General features: G+C 69.6%; 23 protein-coding genes and 2 pseudogenes. 17 read left to right on the top strand and 8 right to left on the bottom strand.

Annotation, left to right across the window (positions count from 1 at the left end; genetic code table 11):
* Positions 1 to 162: 162 nt before the first annotated feature.
* The 5 genes from KSE_RS19995 to KSE_RS19975 all read left to right on the top strand — a co-directional run bounded on the left by KSE_RS19995 (position 163) and on the right by KSE_RS19975 (position 5,152).
* Positions 163 to 1,296, top strand: a complete 1,134-nt coding sequence (locus KSE_RS19995; protein ID WP_014137153.1) for a DUF2637 domain-containing protein — start codon at positions 163 to 165, stop codon at positions 1,294 to 1,296.
* Positions 1,297 to 1,545: 249 nt separating this feature from the next.
* Positions 1,546 to 2,094: a plasmid mobilization protein gene (locus KSE_RS19990; RefSeq protein WP_148283123.1), complete on the top strand. Its 549-nt coding sequence runs from the start codon at positions 1,546 to 1,548 to the stop codon at positions 2,092 to 2,094.
* A complete protein-coding gene (locus tag KSE_RS19985) occupies positions 2,091 to 3,878 on the top strand; it encodes a relaxase/mobilization nuclease domain-containing protein (RefSeq protein ID WP_014137151.1) in 1,788 nt (595 codons plus the stop codon). The genes KSE_RS19990 and KSE_RS19985 overlap by 4 nt, the downstream gene beginning before the upstream one ends.
* Before the next feature lie 79 nt (positions 3,879 to 3,957).
* Positions 3,958 to 4,683, top strand: coding sequence for a hypothetical protein (locus KSE_RS19980; protein WP_014137150.1), 726 nt, complete (start codon positions 3,958 to 3,960; stop codon positions 4,681 to 4,683).
* Positions 4,684 to 4,816: 133 nt separating this feature from the next.
* A complete protein-coding gene (locus KSE_RS19975) occupies positions 4,817 to 5,152 on the top strand; it encodes a hypothetical protein (RefSeq protein WP_014137149.1) in 336 nt (111 codons plus the stop codon).
* A gap of 44 nt (positions 5,153 to 5,196) precedes the next feature.
* Here the strand turns inward: KSE_RS19975 and KSE_RS19970 are convergent, their stop codons facing one another.
* Positions 5,197 to 5,772 (bottom strand): HD domain-containing protein, encoded by a 576-nt coding sequence (locus KSE_RS19970; protein WP_014137148.1) that lies wholly within the window; start codon positions 5,770 to 5,772, stop codon positions 5,197 to 5,199.
* A gap of 22 nt (positions 5,773 to 5,794) precedes the next feature.
* The gene (locus tag KSE_RS19965) at positions 5,795 to 6,850 is read right to left on the bottom strand and encodes a helix-turn-helix domain-containing protein (RefSeq protein WP_269450338.1); all 1,056 of its coding nucleotides are present in this window, start codon (positions 6,848 to 6,850) and stop codon (positions 5,795 to 5,797) included.
* A gap of 671 nt (positions 6,851 to 7,521) precedes the next feature.
* Here KSE_RS19965 and KSE_RS19960 point away from each other — a divergent pair.
* From KSE_RS19960 to KSE_RS19935, 6 genes are all read left to right on the top strand, one after another.
* Entirely contained in the window at positions 7,522 to 8,661 is a 1,140-nt protein-coding gene (locus KSE_RS19960) for a sugar-transfer associated ATP-grasp domain-containing protein (protein ID WP_033257660.1), read from the top strand.
* A 2-nt stretch (positions 8,662 to 8,663) separates the two neighbouring features.
* Complete coding sequence (locus tag KSE_RS19955; protein WP_033257661.1) at positions 8,664 to 9,566, top strand: hypothetical protein; 903 nt, start codon at positions 8,664 to 8,666, stop codon at positions 9,564 to 9,566.
* Between the two features lie 127 nt (positions 9,567 to 9,693).
* Positions 9,694 to 11,079 carry a cysteine--tRNA ligase gene (gene cysS, locus KSE_RS19950; RefSeq protein ID WP_014137144.1) on the top strand — a complete coding sequence of 462 codons (1,386 nt, stop codon included), beginning with the start codon at positions 9,694 to 9,696 and terminating at the stop codon, positions 11,077 to 11,079.
* Complete coding sequence (locus KSE_RS38625; RefSeq protein WP_014137143.1) at positions 11,076 to 11,669, top strand: 2OG-Fe(II) oxygenase; 594 nt, start codon at positions 11,076 to 11,078, stop codon at positions 11,667 to 11,669. Before cysS ends, KSE_RS38625 begins: the two co-directional genes overlap by 4 nt.
* Before the next feature lie 294 nt (positions 11,670 to 11,963).
* Positions 11,964 to 12,869, top strand: coding sequence for a hypothetical protein (locus tag KSE_RS19940; protein WP_231873190.1), 906 nt, complete (start codon positions 11,964 to 11,966; stop codon positions 12,867 to 12,869).
* Between the two features lie 45 nt (positions 12,870 to 12,914).
* Positions 12,915 to 13,802 (top strand): LLM class flavin-dependent oxidoreductase, encoded by an 888-nt coding sequence (locus KSE_RS19935; protein WP_014137141.1) that lies wholly within the window; start codon positions 12,915 to 12,917, stop codon positions 13,800 to 13,802.
* Positions 13,803 to 13,920: 118 nt separating this feature from the next.
* Here KSE_RS19935 and KSE_RS19930 read toward each other — a convergent pair.
* Positions 13,921 to 14,142, bottom strand: a pseudogene (locus tag KSE_RS19930) (LLM class flavin-dependent oxidoreductase); the annotation flags it as partial.
* Positions 14,143 to 14,203: 61 nt separating this feature from the next.
* On the opposite strand from KSE_RS19930, the gene KSE_RS19925 reads away from it, so the two are divergent.
* Positions 14,204 to 14,452, top strand: a complete 249-nt coding sequence (locus KSE_RS19925) for a type II toxin-antitoxin system CcdA family antitoxin (RefSeq protein WP_014137139.1) — start codon at positions 14,204 to 14,206, stop codon at positions 14,450 to 14,452.
* Entirely contained in the window at positions 14,449 to 14,850 is a 402-nt protein-coding gene (locus tag KSE_RS19920; protein WP_014137138.1) for a PIN domain-containing protein, read from the top strand. The genes KSE_RS19925 and KSE_RS19920 overlap by 4 nt, the downstream gene beginning before the upstream one ends.
* A gap of 48 nt (positions 14,851 to 14,898) precedes the next feature.
* Here the strand turns inward: KSE_RS19920 and KSE_RS44845 are convergent.
* Positions 14,899 to 15,069 (bottom strand): annotated as a pseudogene (locus KSE_RS44845) (LLM class flavin-dependent oxidoreductase); the annotation flags it as partial.
* Between KSE_RS44845 and KSE_RS19915 the strand changes: the two are divergent.
* The 4 genes from KSE_RS19915 (at position 15,060) to KSE_RS19900 (ending at position 17,400) form a co-directional block, all read left to right on the top strand.
* A complete protein-coding gene (locus tag KSE_RS19915; RefSeq protein WP_014137136.1) occupies positions 15,060 to 15,371 on the top strand; it encodes a hypothetical protein in 312 nt (103 codons plus the stop codon). The pseudogene KSE_RS44845 and the gene KSE_RS19915 sit on opposite strands and share 10 nt — an antisense overlap.
* 38 nt (positions 15,372 to 15,409) lie before the next feature.
* Positions 15,410 to 16,654: a hypothetical protein gene (locus KSE_RS19910; RefSeq protein WP_014137135.1), complete on the top strand. Its 1,245-nt coding sequence runs from the start codon at positions 15,410 to 15,412 to the stop codon at positions 16,652 to 16,654.
* Positions 16,655 to 16,729: 75 nt separating this feature from the next.
* Positions 16,730 to 17,011 carry a hypothetical protein gene (locus KSE_RS19905; RefSeq protein ID WP_231873189.1) on the top strand — a complete coding sequence of 94 codons (282 nt, stop codon included), beginning with the start codon at positions 16,730 to 16,732 and terminating at the stop codon, positions 17,009 to 17,011.
* The gene (locus tag KSE_RS19900) at positions 17,008 to 17,400 is read left to right on the top strand and encodes a type II toxin-antitoxin system VapC family toxin (protein ID WP_014137133.1); all 393 of its coding nucleotides are present in this window, start codon (positions 17,008 to 17,010) and stop codon (positions 17,398 to 17,400) included. The genes KSE_RS19905 and KSE_RS19900 overlap by 4 nt, the downstream gene beginning before the upstream one ends.
* Positions 17,401 to 17,536: 136 nt before the next feature.
* On the opposite strand, the gene KSE_RS19895 is transcribed toward KSE_RS19900, so the two are convergent.
* From KSE_RS19895 to KSE_RS42225, 4 genes are all read right to left on the bottom strand, one after another.
* Positions 17,537 to 18,016: a hypothetical protein gene (locus KSE_RS19895; RefSeq protein WP_033257662.1), complete on the bottom strand. Its 480-nt coding sequence runs from the start codon at positions 18,014 to 18,016 to the stop codon at positions 17,537 to 17,539.
* Positions 18,017 to 18,037: 21 nt separating this feature from the next.
* Positions 18,038 to 18,403, bottom strand: coding sequence for an RHS repeat-associated core domain-containing protein (locus tag KSE_RS45880; RefSeq protein WP_237419322.1), 366 nt, complete (start codon positions 18,401 to 18,403; stop codon positions 18,038 to 18,040).
* Positions 18,404 to 18,495: 92 nt separating this feature from the next.
* Positions 18,496 to 18,966, bottom strand: a complete 471-nt coding sequence (locus KSE_RS19890; protein WP_033257663.1) for a hypothetical protein — start codon at positions 18,964 to 18,966, stop codon at positions 18,496 to 18,498.
* Between the two features lie 92 nt (positions 18,967 to 19,058).
* Positions 19,059 to 19,274: a hypothetical protein gene (locus tag KSE_RS42225; RefSeq protein WP_148283122.1), complete on the bottom strand. Its 216-nt coding sequence runs from the start codon at positions 19,272 to 19,274 to the stop codon at positions 19,059 to 19,061.
* Between the last annotated feature and the right edge of the window lie 26 nt (positions 19,275 to 19,300).

Here is a 19,300-nt window from a genome sequence, read left to right as displayed (position 1 = left end):
GCAGCACGGTGAAACCGCAGGTCACAGACCCACGCGCTTCTGCATGCCGTTCACGCGGCCCCCGCTGCACGCGCGTTCCCCTCCTTAAGAGGGGGAACGCGTGCGCGCCCTGCGGCCTGGGCCTGCCACCACTCCCGACGATCTCGGAGCACCAGCCCTCTCATGCCCAACACCCCACCCCGCCGCACCACTCGGACCGAGCGGCGTGTCAGCGCCTGGGACCGCGTCGCGGTCGCCCTCCTCGGTGCCGCGGGCTTCGTCCTGTCCTACGACGCGCTGCAGCAGATGGCCGCCGCGATCCACGTCCGCGGGCCGCTGACCTACGTCTTCCCGATGGCCCTCGACGGGTTCATCGCGTACGGGGTGCGCGCCCTGCTCGTCCTGCGCGCCGCCCCGTGGCCGGCCCGCGCCTACACCTGGCTGCTGTTCGCCAGTGCCACCGCCGCCAGCGTCTGGGCCAACGCCCTCCACGCCGTTCGCCTCAACCACCTGCCCGACGACGGGGGCGGGCTGCGGCTGGGCGACAGCGTGGTCGGACTGCTGTCCACCCTCGCCCCGCTCGCCCTCGGTGGCGCGGTCCACCTCTTCATCCTCATCACCCGCCACGGTCCCCGTCCGGACCACTACCCCGTTCCGGACGCCGACGCAGCCCCGACCCGGACCGCGACGGCCAGGGTGTCCGGAACTCCCGGCGGTCACACCGGTGACCCGTCAGCCGCCCCGGACCACGGGGTGGCTGCGGAGCACGGCCACGAGTTCGGGCACCGGTCCGCGGCAACCCTCGGCAGCGTCCGGTTGGCTGAAGCCGGGACCGGTGGCCCGTCCGCAACTCCCGCAGGCCACCGGTCCGGGGACCGGACCGTCGAGGAGCCCGCGCGTCCCGTCGAGCTCACTGGCTGCGAAGTCGCAGGTCAGGGCCTGTCCGGAATTCCCGCCGACGAGCGGACGGGCGATGCTGCCATCGGTCCGGAGATGGCATCGGTGCCCGGCCCGGTGGGCGAGGAGCATACCGGGACTCCGGACGGCGTCGACGGTCGGACCGTCGGGGACGACCTGTCCGGAACTCTCCCGCCGGATCGGACGGGCAGGCCAGTCGGCCGTCCGCCGGGTGCGTCCGAGGAAGTGCTCGCCGACATCGGCCGCCAGGCGTGGCAGCGGACCGGACGGCTCAGCCGCGCCAGTGTCCGCAAGGCCGTCCGCTCCCAGGGCGTGACGATCTCCGGCGACCGCCTCACCGACGTCATGACCATCCTGCGCGCCGAGAAGCACGCCGCCGACCGCCGGGACCACCGCTGACCCGAGCCCCATCGGCCGTCAACCCGACCCCCACCCGCAGGCCCTGCCTCCATCCCCCCTCCACCATCAGCCCACTCCCGGAGCACCCACGTGACCGCCATCCGACAGACCCCGCCCGAGCACCCGACCAGTGCTGTAACCTCACTGGGCCGCAATGGAGTTGACTACCGGCAGGTCGACAGCGGAGCAAGCGAGTGCGTGCGGGGCCCCTACGGGGCCACGCACGCGGGCGCCCCCGCCCAGGGGGGCGTGGACGGGCCGGTGCTGCCGAGGGCGGCAGCACCGGGGCTTCACCGCGAGGGCGCGGCGAAGCAGGAAGAGACGCCCGCCGTCGAGCCGACCGTGCCCGCTCGCCCTGCCGACCGTGCTGAGGGCGCGAGCGTCCGCGGTCCCAAGCGCCGCCGCCGTGACAACGCGAACCCGAAGACGAAGAAGCTCGGCTTCCGCTGCACCGCGGAGCGCGCAGCGCAGATCAAGCGGCTCGCGCGGGAGACCGGCCTGAACGTGGCCGACTACCTGGAGCGCCAGGCGCTGACCCCGGGCGGCGCCGGCATGGTGTCCCGGGACGAGCAGTTGGACGAGGCTGTGCAGGCGCTGGATGCGGTGCGGTTCCAGGTCGCCCGGGTCGGCGTGAACGCCAACCAGATCGCCTTCCAGCTCAACGCCCAGCTCGGCATCGAGCACGGCCCTGCGCAGGCCACCCTGGACAAGGCCACGACGCTGTTGGTCGAGGCGCGCCGGGCCGTCGCGCAGGTCGACGTTGTGGCGATGCGTCTGGCGAAGGCCGTTCGCCGGTGATCACCACGGCCCGCTCCGGCACGAACACGCTCAAGGCGCTCAAGTACCTGTACGGTCCGGGCCGGCGCAACGAGCACACCGACCCGCACCTCGTCGCGTCCTGGGACGGCCTCGCGCCCGACCCGGGCCGCGACTGGGAGGCCACTCTCGCGCAGTTGCGGGACGCCCTCGACCTGCACGTCGTCCGCTACGGCAGGCCGGTCGCCAAGCACGTCTACCACCGCATGGTCCGCGCCGACCCCGGCGACCGGAACCTGAGCGACGAGGAGTGGGGCCAGGTCGCCCGCCGGGTCGTGGCCGCCGCCGGCATCGTCCCCGACGGCGACCCGGAAGGCTGCCGGTGGGTCGCCGTGCACCACGGGGACAACCACATCCACATCCTTGCCACCACGGTGCGCGCCGACCTGACCCAGGCCCGTCTGCGGGGCGACCAGTACCGGACGGAAGCCGAGCTCACCAGGATCGAGAGTGAGTTGGGGCTCAAGGACTGGTCCGGTACCCGCACCCGCGAGTACCGGGCCGGTATCCCCAAGCGCGCCAAGAGCCCGGAGCTGCGCAAGGCGGAGCGGCTGGGGCAGGGGGAGACCGGGCGGGAGCGGCTTCGGACCGGTGTTCGCCGGGCCCTGGCCGGTGCGGCCGACGAGGGAGAGTTCCTCGCCCGCCTCACCGCGCAGGGCATCGCCTTCGAGGTCCGCCGCCTTCCCTCCGGCGACGCCAAGGGCTACACGTTCGCCCTGCCCACCGGCGACCCGGGCCCTCCGGTGTGGTTCTCCGGCAGCCAGCTCGCCGCCGACCTCACCCTGCCCAAAATCCACGAGCGCTTCGCCGCCGGCCTCGACCAGCCCGCACCCAACCGCCCTGGCGACCAAGGGCGTCCGGCCGCGGTCCGCTACCGGGCCAGCACCACCGCCGACCGCGTAACCCGCAGCTTCGACGATGAGCCCCAAGCCGGGCAGGTCGCCGCGGTGGTCAGCGGCACGATCGAGACGCTCGATGCCCTCGCCCTCACCAGCCCCGTCCTGTCCAGGAAGGAGATCAACCAGGCCGCCCGCGCCCTTGAATACGCCGCCGTCGCCCGCACCCGCACCGCCCGCAGCGACCTGCGCACGATGCGCTCGGCCGCCCGCGAACTCCTCTACGCCGGCCCCACCGGCGGCCGAGGAGAGGAAGGCACGGCCGCCGCCACCATCCTGTCCAGCCTGATCCTGCTCGCGCTCGTCATCGCCAAGTGGCACGCCGCCCAAGGCCATCGGCACCAGGCCGACGCCGCCCGCACTGCGGCCGACCACCTGCGCACCGCCTACGGCAGGCACGCCGGACGACCGATCGCACTGCTCGACACCCGGGGCCGCCAGCTCCCGGAGCCGGTCCGCGAGCGGCAGACGGCGACGGTCCGGCAGGTGCTGCCCGCCGACCAGGCCGTCCGGGTACTCGCCGAGGACGACTGGGCGGCGCTCGCGGCCACATTGGCCGAAGCCGAAGCAGCAGGCCACGACCCCGCCGTCCTGCTCACCCACGCCGCCGGCCGCCGGGAACTCGCCAGCGCCGACTCGCCCGCCGCCGTCCTCACCTGGCGCATCCGCCGAGACGCCCGCCTCCCGGTACCCGCCCCGACCATCACGCCCGAAGACCACCGCACCGCGGCAGCGCTGTCCAGGAGCACCGCCGCCCGCCCCGCCCAGCCAACTCCCCAGCCCGGCATGTCCCGTGGCCCATCACTACCGGCCGCCCCAGTGCCGGGACCGCTGGCGACCACATCGCATCGACCCGTCCACCGCCCCTGAACCCGGCCTAGGAGCCCGGAGCACCCCCCCACCCCCGTCACGCCATCAGCACCCGCCTCTCTCCAGGAGATTCACCACCTTGTCCCAGCCCGACTGCCCCCTCGACATCCTCCGCCTGCTCATCGACGCCGACTTCACCATCCGCCCCGACACCGGCACCTGGTCCCACCGCGACGGCCGCCCCTTCACCGAGACCGAGCAGAACCTCGCTCACCAGGCCACCGACCTGGAGCTCGAAACCCTGATCTTCGCGTACAGGCTCGGCCTCGCCCAGGGCCTCTGCGACGACCCGGCCCGCGTTGCCCGCGTCCTCCTGCACCGGTATGCGCGCAACCTCCCCGACGGCACCGCCCGCGAGGACATCGTCGCCGCCATGACCGGCGAGGACCGCACCGAGTACGAACGCCTGAGCTACTGGGCCCGCACCGGCATCCGTCCCGAGGTCGTCGCGCTGCTGCTCGACGCCGACCTTCCCGCGTTGATCGCCACCAAGACCTTGACCCACCGCGACGGACGGCCCTTCACCCAGGCCGAACAGGCCCTGGCCGCCACTTGCACGGACCGGGAGACCGAAGCCGTCCTCGCACAGATCAAGCTCGAACTCGACTTCGACACCGAACAGGAAGCCGACGCACCCCGCGCCATGGAGGCCCTGCTCGCCAAGTACTACGGCCACGTCCCCGCCGGAACCCTGATCGGCGACCCCGGCGCCGCCATGACCGACGAGGACCGCGCCGAGTACGAAAGCCTCCTGTACGTCCTTGCGCCCGAACCCGGAGACCTCCTCGCCCACGGCGAGGACTGACCTCCAACGCCCTTGCGCAGGCGACGGCTTGGTCAAGGTGTCGATGTGATGTCTTCAGCGGCGGTCGGGAACTTGCCGGCCGCCGCACGTCTTGTGCTCCCTTGCACCACGCCACCGCGCTTGAAGGGACCGCATGACCGACTACGACCCCGACTTCCACACCCCCGCCCCCGAGCCCCACCGCCCGATCGTGCGAGCCGTCCCCCATCCCGCCGAACTCGATGCCCGCGGCATCCCCATCGTCTGCGCCCGCTGCCATGCCCGCCGCGACTGGCTCCTGCTCAACGTCCGCCACCACGTCTTCGTCCGCTGCCGCTGCGCACACGAGTGGGAGGAACCCGACCTCACCCGCGCCTACTTCGACCAGCACTTCACCGAACCCGAACACGAGTGGGAGGACTTCGACGAGGGCATGAGGGCGCTGGGCTTCGACGGCCTGCTCGCCGGAGTGGTGTGGCACGTGGCCTGAACATGGGGGAGGCCGCCGGACGGTGGTGGCCTCCCCGCGCCTGGTCAGCCGAGATAGACCTTCTGCCACTCCAGCGAGGTCATGTTGAGCGCGGCCTCGGCCAGGGTACGGGCGGAGTCGGTCTTGAGGCTGCCGAGGCTGCTGTCGATCCAGGGCTGGACGTTCTGGTAGCCCTGTTCGCGGTACTCCACGGCCTGGATCAGGCATTCGAGCTTGTCGGCGTCGTGGGCCACGGTGACTTCGAGGCTCTCGGCGTTCTCGTACTCCTCGACGATCGCCTGGACGCCGGCGAGGACGGACGGGTGCGCCGCGCTTACCTGATCGGCCGTCACCTTCTCGTTGGAGGAGGCGGTGAGATAGCGCCGACCGATGTGCGGGATGTCGCCGATCCGGGTCTCCTGCGTGTCGTGGAAGGTGCAGAGCAGCGCGACCTTCGCCGGGTCGGCGCCTTCCATCATCGCCAGCACGGCACCGACGACCGCGGTGCGGAAGCTGTGCTCGGCGATGGTCTCCGGGTCCTTGACGCCGGCGATCCACCAGCCGGACCGCTTGGCCCGCTTGAGCATCCCCATCTCCAGCAGGAAGCTCGCGGTGCCCTGCGACTGCTTGTCGTCCGTCATCGCCGTCCTTCGGTGCGTTGGATCAGTTACCGGTTGTGCCGAATCCGCCTATCCGAAGACCGTAGTGCACGGCCTCCAGCTCGCGGCGGGACTGCGTAGAAAGACTGTCCCCGTCGAGGAGGACTTGAACCCGCGAGTTCAGGTCCTGGGCGATGTGCGGGTCGGCTTCGAGCAGTCCCCGTCGTGCGATCAGCAGGGCCCAGATCGAGTGCACGTACAGGTCCGTGTATTCGACTGCCCGATCGAGTCGGACCGCGAGCTGCCGCAGCAGCGCGGAGCCGTCCCAGGCGGGGCGGTCGCGTTCGGCCATGAAGCTGTCGTCGGTCTGCGGGCGGGAGTCCAGGCCGAGCCAGTGGGCCCAGTAGTTGAGGTTCGCCGCTTCGGCTGCGTCGTTGTCGGTCAGGGAGCGGGCGATGAAGTCCCGCAGCAGGTCGGGATCGCCTTGGCGGGCGAGGGCTGCGGCGACCGATCGGGCCTCGGCCCAGCGGGGCGACCATCCGGATACGGAGGCCGTGAGCCGTCCTCGGCGCCGCATCGTGTCGAACCAGGCCGCCGCGTCCCAGTCGCGGTCGTAGGAGGACAGGTAGAACACCTGTCGTCGCAGCAGCGCGACATCGTCGCCATCACGGTCTGCCCGCTCCGCGTGCTGGCGGAGGATGTCGAAGAACCGGGCGCGGTCGGCGGTGTCGAGAAGCGGAGCGACAGCGACCGGGCCTCGTCGGGCTGCCGGGATGCTCAGCTTCGCGGACACCATGCCGGGGAGCACCCCGCTGACCGCCCACCCGATCATGTGGGTGGTGTCGCGCGTCAAGACCCAACTGGCGAGCGGGTGTTCGTCGAACGGCCGGTCGCCGGTGCCCCCGCTCAGGATCTCGGCGAGGATGAAGTCGGCATCCATAGCGATGTTGAGTGCGTCGACCAGAGCGGGTGGCGCGCCCAAGCGGATGAGCTTGCGGCGCATGGCAACGAGATTGCCGGCCCTCGTCGCTGACAGCGGACGGCGGCCGGACTCCCAGCCCTGCAGGGTGCTCTTGTCTACGCCGAGGTCAGCAGCCAACTCCTCCTGGGTACGCGGGATTTGCTCCCGGATGACCTTGAACAGGAAGCCGGCGACCAGGCCGTCCGGCCCACGTTCGGGCGTACTCCGACCGCCAGTCAGTGTTTCTCCACGCCGCGATGGCGTACGAGCAGGCATTCCGTGCGCCCCCTGGCCTCGATCGTCCGGGTAACTCGTACCGGCAGTCCGTCGAACCTCTGCATCACTGCCCGTAGTTTCATCGCTACGGCATCGCACGCGATGAGGGAAGCCTAGTTCCTGCACGGCTCCTCGGGTCTCGATCCGCGAGATGCCCGCCGCTCCGAAGGAAAGTGAAGCCGGAACCTCCGGCTCCTGGGGCCTTCGGAGCGGCCACCAGCCGGCGGTCCCGCCCAGTGAAAACCCCCGCCTGGGCGGGACCGCCTTCAAGCCACCGAGGGGAGCCGAGGGCACCAGTCATGGACGCAGCCGTGAACCAGCAACGGGGTCGCCATCGTGGCGAGCGCCGCGACCCCGTGGGAACCACACTCACCGCTCTGTGGGGGCTGGGGCACATCGTCGTGCTCACGCTGCTCGGGATCGCGATTCAGCACCAGCCCAGTGCGGGGCACGGGGCTGCGACACCGCCCGCGCGTTCCCTCCCCGACCACGAACCGGCCGCCTAGAGCGCGCCCAGCACCATCCGACCTCGCACGAGCGGAAGGAACGATGAATTGAGGTTCAACCTCCGCGCCAACATGCTCGACGAGTTCTTCCGGGCCTGGATCGGCCCGAAGGTGACGGCCCCGCTGTGGGTCGCCCACCAAGTCGAGAACACCGTGAAGACCTACCTGCCGATGTACCGGCAGACAGCCGATCGCAAGCCGATATCCCAGATCGGGTTCGAGTTGGCTGCCCTGACCGCCCAGTGGCGCTGTCTGCCGTTCCACTACTTCCGGTACGAGCTCTACCGGACCGGAGTGGACCTCACCTCGGCAGCGGCGTACGTGCCCGACACCGTCTTCTACAGCCGCCTGCTGCCCGCGGTGAACCGCTCCGCCCTCCTCCTGGACGACAAGATCGCGTGCAAGCGCATCCTCGGCGACGCGGGCGTCCCCCAGCCGCTACTCCTGATGACCGGCGAGCAGGGATCCTGGTTCGACCGGGCTGGGCGACCGGTGCCGGCCGACTCCCCCGCCGCACTGGACACTGCCCTTGGTGGCATCGCCGAGGTGGTGATCAAACCGGCCAGGCACACCAGCGGCGGCGCCGGCGTCCTCGTCCTCGACAACGAGGGCGGTGAACTGCTCCAGCAGGACGGCACGCCGTTCTCATTGGCCAGGTACGGCGCGAAGTGGGGAGGCTGGCTGATCGAGGCGTTCGTCCATCAGCACGACGAGCTGGCCGCGTTCAACCCCTACTCGCTAAACACCTTCCGGGTCATCACCCGCCTCCACCCGCTGGACGGCCCCCAGGTCCTGCACTGCCTGTTCAAGAGCAGCACGACCACGGACGCCGTCGACAACGCCTGCAACGGCGGCCTGTACGTGCGGGTCGACGCCACCACCGGCAGGGTCGACGACACCGCGCACACCACCGCCCTCACCCGCTACAGCCACCACCCCATCTCGGGCCTGGCCTTCGCCGACCAGAAGATCAGCACCATCCGCCAGGTCATCGAGGCAGCCGAGCGGGCCGCCGTCCACTTCCCCCGCACGCCCGTCATCGGCTGGGACATCGCCGTGGACAACGACGCCCAAGCGCTCATCGTCGAGGGCAACAGCAGCCCGAGCCTGATGAACCTCCAGCGCACCCACGGCGGCCTGGCCGGCACCCTCGGAAGGTCCTTGATCACCGACCACAGGAGGTCGTGAACATGCGCCGCACACCGAACAGCGCCCTCGAACTCGCGCGCGAGGCGATGACGCCACTGCTGACCGAGTGGATCGCCAAGCCCGAGGTCCAGGCCCTCTACATCCTGTCCTCCAGCGCCGACTGCCCGTCCAACCCGACCTGCTTCGACGAGGAGTCCGACTTCGATGTCGCCGTCGTCCTCGACATCCCGCTGCAGGCCGCCGAGTGGCGCCCCCACCTCGCCGACACCTGCGAGGTGATCGCCGACCGGATCCCCGACTGGGTGCCGAGGTTCCTCTTCCACGTCCCCGTCCCCTGGGGCTCGATGGAAGTCAACGTCCACCAGCTCATCTACCAGTACGAGTGCGACCCCAGGACCAACTGGCCCGGCGAGAAGTGTGACACCTACCTGCACAAGGCCCAGGTCCTCCACGACCGCAGCGGCTCGTTCCAGCAGCTCATCCACCACAAGGCCCACGCCGCCCGCACCCAGCTCGACCTGGAGCGCGAGCGGCTGGCCAACCGGATCACCTGGGACGTGCGGGAGATGTCCCTGCGCCAGGCCCGTCGGCTCGGCCCCGAGGCCGGCCACTACCTGCTCAACCTCGCGGTGGACGAGGTGATCGACTGCATCTACGCCGCCGCCGGTCAGTTCATCCCGAACAGGAAGTGGAAGCTCTCCCAGCTCGTCAGCCGCGACTTCATCACTGCGGACCAGTCCGAGATCCTCCACGAGGCGATCCGCTGCTACCCCGCCAGCCAGAGCGACCTGGAACGCCGGGTCGAGGCGCTGGAGAAGTTCTGCGCGAGCGTCGACGGCTTCGTCATCGGCGGGCCCGAGGCCCAGCAGCTCCGCAGCCACTACCAGCGCAGGCTGCAGCTGCGGGGGTCGCGGTGCGCGGATCCGGACGGAGCGGCCTGGTAGCAGCCGCGCGATAGGCTTCAAGGCCCTGTCGAAACCGGCCTGACGGTCAACCAAATCGGTTTATCGGAAAGGCTGTTGGGTCGGTTTCGGCGCACGACAGATCACCGACCGGGGAGAGGTCCGAGAGATGGCCATCAGGCTGCACAACACGCTGACCAAGCGCAAAGAGGAATTCGTCACCATGACGCCCGGCGTGGTCAGGATGTTCGTCTGCGGCCCGACCGTCTACGGGCTGAGCCACGTCGGCCACGCGAAGACCTACACCCAGTTCGACCTCGTCGCCCGCTACCTGAAGAAGCGCGGCTACCAGGTCACCTACGCCCAGAACCTCACCGACGTCGACGACAAGATCATCCGTCGCGCCAACGAGCTGGGCATGGACCCCCGCGACCTCGCCACCGAGTACGAGAAGCACTACCTCGACGACATGGCCGCCCTGCACAACACCAACGTCGACGTCTTCGGCCGCGCCCACGACCACATCGACGAGATCGTCGCCCAGGTCCAGCAGCTCATCGAGCGCGGCCACGCTTACCGGCTCGACGACGGCTGGTACTACGACCTGACCACCTTCCCTGGCTACGGCAAGCTCTCCGGCCGCACCGAGGTCAAGGCCGAGGACTCACTCGCCCGGGTGGACGAGAACGACCAGAAGCGCAACCCCGGCGACTTCGCTCTCTGGAAGGCCCGCAAGCCCGGCGAGCCCTACTGGGCCACCGCCCTCGGCGAAGGCCGGCCCGGCTGGCACATCGAGGACACCGCCATCACCGAAGCCCTCTTCGGCCCCCAGTACGACCTGCACGGCGGTGCCGTCGACCTGATCTTCCCGCACCACGAAGCCGAGATCGCCCAGATGGAGGCCGCCTCCGGCCTCGACCCGCTCGCCCGCTACTGGATGCACACCGGTCTGCTCCGCGTCGACGGCGCGAAGATGTCCAAGAGCACCGGCAACTTCCTGACCATCCGCGACATCCTCAAGACCGCGGACTTCCGCACCCTGCGCTACGCCTTCCTCAGCCAGCACTACCGCTCCTCCATGGAGCTGAACGACACCACCCTCGAACAGGCCCGGGCCGCCCGCCGGCGGGTGGAGAACTTCGCCCGCCTGATCGACCGCAACCACGAGGACAGCCCGGCGAGCGCAGCCCTGGCACGCAACGCCCGGGAGGCGATCTTCGAGCGCCTGGACGACGACCTCGACACCCCCGGCGCGCTCGCCGTCCTCTTCGACTACATCCGCGAGCAGAACCGGCGCGAGGAGCCTCCCGGCACTGCCGCCCTGGCGCTGCTCCGCGAACTCGACGAGCTCTTCGACGCCTTCGACCTCGACGACCGCACCACGGACGACGCCGAGATCGAGGCCCTGCTCGCCCGCCGGCGCGAACTGCGGCAGGCCCGCAGGTTCGAGGAAGCCGACGAGATCCGCAAGACCCTGCACCAGCGGGGGATCGTCATCGAGGACACCCCCGACACGACCCGATGGTGGTTCACAGAAGAGGTGACATCCGTATGACCTCAGCACCCTGGAACACGCTCGGCCCGCTCACCGTCGACAACGCCCTGCCCGCCGTCCTGTGCGAGGAACTGCTCCGGCACTTCGAGCACAGCACCCAGCGCCCCCGGAGTTACCAGGGCGTCGTCGACGAGGCGCTCCGCAAGTGCGAGTACGTCGAGGTGCCGGAACACCTCGCCGCTCTCGTCACGGCCGCCGTCACGCCGCACATCGACACCTTCTTCGGCGTCGAGAGCTACCCCGTCCCCGGCCAGCCGACCCTGATCTACCGCTACGGGGTCGGCGCCGGATTCGTCACCCACCACGACGAGGTGACCGCCGTCGAACTCGAACGGGCCGCCACCAACGGCCAGCCCGTCATCGGCGGTGACCTCACCACCGTGCTCTTCCTCAGCGGCCCCGACGAGTACGACGGCGGCGCCCTCTACTTCGAGCAGCCGCCGCTCGACCTCCGTCCCGCCAAGGGAGCGCTCGTCGCCTTCCCCGCCACCCGCGACTTCATGCACGGCGTCCGCCCCATAACGGCCGGAGCCCGGTACACCTTCCTGAGCCGCCGGTTCGTGAAGAGTTCGGTCCTGAGCGCCGCCTGACCTGCCCAGCCAGGCAACGGAAGGGGGCACGTCAGCTTCGGGACAAGGCCGTCTGGCCGCCCAGGAACTGCGGTACCCACACCGACCAGCACACATGGCTGGCCAGCGGCAGATGGTGAATGTGATCAAGGCCGCTAGCATCAACGTGCCTTGTGTGCCTGGTCGTTGTGGTACGTTCCGTGGTCCACCGAAAATAGGTGACCCCGGCGGTGCGCTAACACCCCGGGGTCCGGCAACAGGAGCGATCAACTCCCGATGCGTGTTCATCGTAGCGCCCACGCGCGCCATTACACCGTGCTGCCCAACGCGATGCTGCAGTACCGGTACCTGTCCTACACCGCCCGCGGCCTGCTTGCGGACCTTCTCTCCCGCCCCGACGGCTGGCGCGAGGACGGTCGGCACATGGCCGACACCAGCCCGCAGGGGCGCGGCGCGATCCGCAAGGCCCTGAAGGAGCTGACCGACGCCGGCTTCTACCGGGTCGAGAAGATCCGGATGCCCGACGGCAGAATCGTCAGCGAGATCCACGTCTACGACACCCCGCAGCTCCCGCCGCTGCCGGGTGCCACCCGTCCGGTCTCCGGTGGAGCGACCACCGGCGGTGCTGACGCCCTTCCAAAGGACCGGTACCAAGAAACCTCCCACCCCGCCGAGCCGGAGGCCGTTTCCGACGCTGCGCCGCAGGCGAAGGCGGGAGGGCGGGAGGAGAGCTGCCAGCAGGACAGCGAGGAGCCCACTGCGGTACCGGATGAACAACTCCGCGAGGCGGTCGCGGTGCTCTTCCGGGCGATCCGCCCCGAACCCCGCCTGCGCCTCGGTCAGGCCGAAGCCGAGGAACTCGCGCCCCTGGTCGCCCAGTGGCTGGAACGCGGCGCGACCCATGCCGACCTCGCCCATGCCCTGCTGCCGGGCCTGCCCGTCCCGATGCACTCACCGGCGGGGGTGCTCCGCGACCGCCTGACCCGCAAGATGCCGCCCGTCCAGGCCGCTGTACGACCCGCAGCCGCCCGGTACGCCGAGTGCGCCAAGTGCCACGACCCAGTGCCCCGCCCGGGTATCTGCCGCCCATGCGCGGGCCTCACAGCTCGAACTAGCGCGGTCGGAAAAGGATCGGATGTGGCGACTGCTGGTGCCGCGCGGGTCAGGGCCGCCCTGCAATCCGCGATGGCCAGTGGGCGACGCTCTCACGCCGCTGTGTGAGGCGCATCCGGCGCACGGCCAGTACGTCCGGCTAGGCTCGACGGCATGCGTCTGAGCACCGTGATCCTCCCCATCCACCGGTGGAGCGAGGGGCAGAAGATCTGGCGACGAGCCGAGGAACTCGGCTTCCACGCGGCCTACACCTACGACCACCTGTCGTGGCGGAGCTTCCGCGAGGAGCCCTGGTTCGGATCGGTCCCGACGCTGACGGCGGCAGCGGCGGCCACCGAGCGGCTCCGGTTGGGAACCCTGGTAACTTCGCCAAACTTTCGCCACCCCGTGACGCTCGCAAAGGAGTTGATCACTCTGGACGACGTGTCCGGCGGTCGCGTCACCCTGGGGATCGGGGCCGGGGGGACGGGGTTCGACGCGACGGCGATGGGACAGGAAGCGTGGTCGCCGAAGGAGCGGGCGGACCGGTTCGCGGAGTTCGTGCCGCTGCTGGACGAGTTGCTGCGGGAGGACGCCACCACGCGGGAGGGCACGTACTACTCGGCGGTGGAGGCGCGGAACATCCCCGGCTGCGTGCAGGTGCCACGAGTGCCGTTCTACGTGGCGGCGACCGGGCCGCGCGGGCTGAGGCTCGTCGCCGAGCACGGGCAGGGCTGGGTGACGTACGGCGACCCGAAGGGGCCCGCGGACGTGCCGGTCGAGCAGGCGCCGGCGGTGATCGCCCAGCAGATCGGGAAGTTGACGGCCGCCTGTGAGGCGACCGGGCGGGACGTGGCGACGCTGGAGAAGGTACTGCTCCAGGGTTCGACCGCGGAGAAGCCGCTCCAGTCGCTGGACGCCTTCGTCGACTGGGCCGGCCGCTACCAGGAGTTGGGCATCACCGAGTTGGTCGTCCACTGGCCGGTACCAGACTCGATCTTCGAGAACGACCTCGGCGTCTTCGAACGGATCGCCACCGAGGGCCTGGCCCAGCTCGGCTGAGAGTCACCGCCGGAGCGGGCCGTTCACCGTCCGAGCGCGCTCCGGCGGCTTCCGTGCGGGCCTTCATCGGCCGAATTCGGGCCGTTTCCGCAGGTCAGCATGTGATGCATGAAAAAGGATTGACTGACGTCACCAGCGTCCCCAACCGGATCCGCTCCGTCGCCCCGGCCGCCGCCGTCAGGGTCGGCACCGACCCGAACCACGGCTCCTCCCGGAAACTCCGCCAACTCAGGTGGTCGTACGTGTAGGCCGCGTGGAACCCCAGCTCCTCGGCCCGCCGCCACACCTGCCGCCCCTCGCTCCACCGGTGGATGGGGAGGATCACCGTGCTCAGTCGCATGGCCTGACACTATGCCGCCGAACACCCGCGAGCCGCATGCACACCGCAGTATGCTTGGCGTATGGCAGCCACTACGCGCATCACGGTTACTCTGCCGACGGAGCAGGTGGCCGAACTCAAGAAACTCACGGACAACGTGTCCGCCTACGTGGCGGAAGCCGTCGCACGACAGCTCCGACTGCAGCTGCTCGCCGAAGACCTCCGCCAGTACCAGGAGGAGCACGGCGCCTTCACCGAGGAGGAGAAAGCGAGGGCACACGAGGAGATCTTCGGGTCGGACGAGGCGACTCGGTCGGCGGAGGCCGCGTGAGCGAGCGCTTCGCGACGGTCGTTCTCGACTCCCAGGGGCTGTCCGCGTGGGTTGCGCAGGACCGCCGTCTCCTCGTCAAGCTGGACCTGTTCGTTTCCATGGGGGCCGAACTCGTGACCTGCGCGAACACCATCGTGGAGGTCATCAATGCCCGAGTGAACAGGGCACGACTGAACTGGGTGCTCTCCCGGGTCAGGGTCGAGTCCGTCACCGAGCCTGCGGCCAAAACAGCGGCGGACCTGCTCGTGGAAGCCGGCCTGCACGGTCACAAATACGCGATCGACGCCACTGTTGCCGAGATGGCACTCCGCCAACCAGGACCGGTGGCCATGCTCACCTCAGACGTCGACGACATGGCGAAACTCTGTGGCTCCCGGATCCGACTCATCGCGATCTGACTCCAAGCGGAGCCGAATGCTTCTGGTGGGCGTTCCCGCAGGTCAGTGCGTGATGGGCGAACGAGGATGGACCGACGTCACCAGCGTCCCCAGCCTGATCCGCTCCGTCGCCGTGGCCGCCGCCGTCAGCGTCGGCACCGACCCGAACCACGGCTCCTCCCGGAAACTCCGCCAGCTCAGGTGGTCGTACGCGTAGGCCGCGTGGCGCCATGCGTGCACTGGGCAGGGCCGAGCTTGAAGCCCTGATCGCTGAGGCCACCGTCGATGCCTACGGCGAGGACGAAGAGCTGACGGGCCTGTTCACCATGATCGAGGAGAGTCTGGCGGTGCCGTTCGGCACGACGGTTCTCGGTGTCGAGGTGATCGTGCGCGGGGTCGACCTCGCCCAGGACGGCCGGATCGTCGCGTTGTGCTCGCGCGGCACCGCTCGACAACGGATCGGAATCCTGGAGTTGCCGATGCCGACGCCTGCGCCGGACGGCGTCGAGTGGATCGAGGCGTACCGCCACTGGTCCCGTTGACACCACGCAACTCACGTATCGCCTCGGGAGGGCAGGGGATGGCAATCGCCGTTGGGGACGCAGGCCACGACACCGGTGAGTCCTCGCTCGAGGATCTCATCCACCGCGCCGCCGAGCTGAAGGGTGAGCTGGTCGCCTTCGGGCAGAGTGCGCGCTTCGACCGGTGGCTGACCCCGCTGCTGCTGGAAGCCGCCGGCCCCGAGCGGCGGCTGGACGAGACCGAGGCGATCCGGATCATCGACCATTTCATCCTGCTGTACCGCCTGCCGGACGGTTCGACCGTGGTGGACCGGTTCGTCACCGGACGGCGGGACTTGACCGAGGCCGAACGGGAGCTGCTGCTCGGCTGGCGTGACCCGGTCGAGGGAATCTTCGAGGTCCGACGCAAGGACGAGGATGCCGTAGTCCTGCTGAACCTGCTGGACGACCTGGAGTACCGCACGTACTCGAACGCCGGGCGGGCGGCGTTCCGCGGAGTGTCCCAGGGAGGATTCCTCCTCACCTGCCTGGTGCCCCTCCGCCCGGCCGACGGGACGTGGCTGATCTCCGGGGCGATGGAGTACCACCCCAAGTCCACCGCCACCGAGATCGCCCAGGCCGCGGTCCAACTGGTAGCCAGCCGACCTGAGTTGGTCTTCCACAACCCCGAGAAGATCGAACAGGGCTGGCAGCGGATGCGGGACGACCGGGCCGCCTTCGTCGAGTTCTGCGGCGGTGACGAACTGGTCCTCGCCCCCGCCGCAGTCGAGGAGCTGCTCAACGCCTACTACCGCCATCGGCAAGAGGCCGCCATCGCCGTACACCCCGACCGCGCACGGGGCGGACGGCTGCCCGGGCTGGACTTTCCGGCGTTCGAGCTACCGTCCGACCTCGCGGATGCGGAGTCCGTCGGTGTCATCTTCGACGACACCGACGGACTCAACTTCTACGCCGACTACGGGATGCTGCGCGACCTGTTCACCGACCCGGACCTGACGGGCCGCAGGAAGCACCAGGACCTGCTGCGCACGTACCTGCGCGAGGAGTCGATCGAGCCACTGCCGATCCGCCGCCTGGCCGCCGCCCACCCTGAGACGGCCGACACGGTCTTCCAGCGGCTGCTGCGAAGGCCCGGATTCACCTGGGCCGAGCACGGTGAGGAACTGCTGCGCAGGCGCAAGCCCTGGTACTACGCGCAGGCGCCGCGGCCCGGCGTCTCCGTGATCGGCGAGCGCCTCGGCGAACTCGCCGGCGGCGGGCGACCACGAAAGTTCGCGAAGGCACGACGTGGATCGCGACCGTGATCACCAGGGCTCGAGTGCTGGAACGAAGGCAGCACAGGGGACCGATCTTCACAAGTGATGTACTACACTTTTTCCATGGATACGCCTCGCTCCGGCAAGACCCGTGTCACCAGTGTCTCCTTGCGCGCCGAGACGCTGGAGGCGATTCGCGCGCGCGCCGGGAAGCAGGGCGTCTCCTCGTACATCGAGGAGGCCGTGCAGCGGCAGCTCCAGCGCGAAGCCATCGACGAGTACATCGCCACCGCCGAAGCGGAGCACGGCCCTGTCGACCCGGCCGAAGTGGCGGCCAGGGCCGAACGCATCCGAGCCCACCACGCCGCCCACCGCGACAACTCGGCTCCGGCGGACGCCGCGTGAGCGGAACGCTCGTTCTCGACAGCGAAGCACTCTCCAAGCTCTCCCGCCGCCACCGTGACATGACGGTCTGGCTGGACGTCGCCCGCAACCTCGACCTTCTGGTCGTCACCAGTGCGGCGACCCTGGTGGAGGCCCGCGATCCGAAAGTGCCGCAGGCAGCGTTCGACCACGCCGTCTCGCTGGCCAAGGTGCGCACCGTCACGGAGGAGATCGCACGCGCCGCGAGCAAGCTCCTCGCAGCCGAAGGGCTGCACGGTCGCAAGTACGCCATCGACGCGATGCTCGCGGCCACGGCCCACCTCGAACGCGGTGACGTCACCGTGGTCACGAGCGACACCGACGATCTCCGCCGACTCTGCCATCCGCGGGTGGCAGTCGAGCCGATCTGAGCGTCCCATCCGACGACCTGCCGCGTCTTCGCAAGTCAGACCGTGATGGGCGAACGAGGCTTGGCCGACGTCACCAGCGTCCCCAACCGGATCCGCTCCGTCGCGAACGCCACGGGACGCCGCGGGACGCCGCGGGTCAGGCTTCGAACGCACGCCGGAAGTCGTCGAGTACGCCCCGGGAAAAGCCGTCGTCTTCGGGGTTCGCCGGAGTAACGAGGGAGACCAGGAAGAACTTGGACAGCACCAGTTCGGTGCCTGCGGCCGACCGGCCCACTTCCTCGTTCTCCGTGTCCACGTTTTCCAGCCGCGCACCGATCCGGGCCCGGTGGAAGCTGTAGAAGAGCGAGAAGGGGCCCTCCCCCTTCTCGTCCAGGGCGTACCCGTGCTCTTCCCAGAACTCCTCCATCGGCGCCCCGCTGGAGAACGTCAGGATCTCCGGATACTCCTCGTCGGGGTCGACAGCCGGCCGCCATCCGGCATCCAGCGCATCGGCGGCGGGTGCGCCGCAGAAGTAGAGGGCCGGCCACCGCTCGCGCTGCGCCCGGGCGAAACGGATCACGCATTCCTCGAACGAGGAATCGATCACAAAATCCGTCGAGAATCCACTGATCTCCATCGAACCCCTCCTACTGCTCCGCTAGCTCTCCTTGTTGGTGAAGTGTCGGATGGTGACCAGTTCGGGCGGCTTGGGGGTCTCCGGCCGGCCGGAGCGACGGTCTCCCCGGTGCGGAGAGAGCCCGAGATGGCCGCTCCAGGTGTGCGGGTTGTGGACGTAGGTCTCGTTGTTGAGCACCGGAGCGAGACCGAGCGGGTCGGGGCTGGTGTACCGGGCCGTCTCAGGGTTGTAGTAGCGGTGGAGGTTGTCATGAGGCTGCCGGCGGCGTCGTAGGCGTAGCTCTCGTTCCGCTCGGGGACTGCACGGAGACGACCCGGCCGACGGGGTCGAGGCCGAAGGCGCGCGGGCCGTCCAGGGCGTCCCGACTCCTCGTCGGTGCGCGGACAGGAACCGCCGGAAGTCCGCCAGGGAAATCTCCGGGTCACGTCACCTCACGTCGTCCACCGGGATCCTGAGCGGTTCACGGGCCTCGCCGGGTATCACCCGATCACCTGCCCGGCTTCTACGGGGACGGGGGCGGAGCGCACCAGCCAGATGTCGTACTCCTCGGTCGTCACGCCGCAGGAGGTGCGGCCGTCGCGCGCCATGGTGACGAACTCGGGCTGCTGCGGGCCGTCGGTGAGGTGCGCTGCCAAGCGCGCGTCGTCGTCCCGGCGGACCAGGGCCCATCCGAGGCAGCCCATGCCGCGGCCGCCGACGTGGATGAGGAAGGTCCCGTCGGGGGCGAACAGTCCGGACTCCCGCGAGAGCCGCAGCCAGTGCTCGTCGACCCGTGCGGCCCAGTCGGGGGCGCTGAGCGCGACGGTGGCGTCGGGTTCGACGAGGAAACCGGAGACCGACGGCCAGACCTCGCCCGGGGAGGGCAGGCCGGTGGCGTCCGGCGTGCCGAGGACGGTGAGGCCGGCCGCTTCCAGGAGCAGCCTTCTCGAATCCTCCGGGGAGGCTGGCATCATTTCCTCCGATGGAAAAAGTGGTGACCTCCGCCGGGCTTGTCGATCTTATCGTAGCGCTCCATCTTCGCGTAAGCCTAGAGCGAATTTTCTCATCCGGAATTGACCAGTTCCCGACTGTCCTCACCCTTGGGTTTTCCGACTTGAAAGCTCAGGCCGGCGAGATCTTCGACGTGTTCCACGACCACGCGGGAAACTTCTTCTGTCCCTAATTGACGGAAATTTCCCCAGTAGGTGAGATCGTTGGAATGGAGGCGTCGACGCTCGGGATTGTCGGGCGGGAAATCCTGCTCGTACTCGGGCTTCATCCGGTACTCCCAGAAGCCGTCCTCGA

This window comes from Kitasatospora setae KM-6054, from assembly GCF_000269985.1.
In the GTDB taxonomy this organism is placed as follows: Bacteria; Actinomycetota; Actinomycetes; order Streptomycetales; family Streptomycetaceae; genus Kitasatospora; species Kitasatospora setae.
Note: the sequence above shows the minus strand (reverse complement) of the source record. Positions and strands in the feature narration are given on the sequence as shown.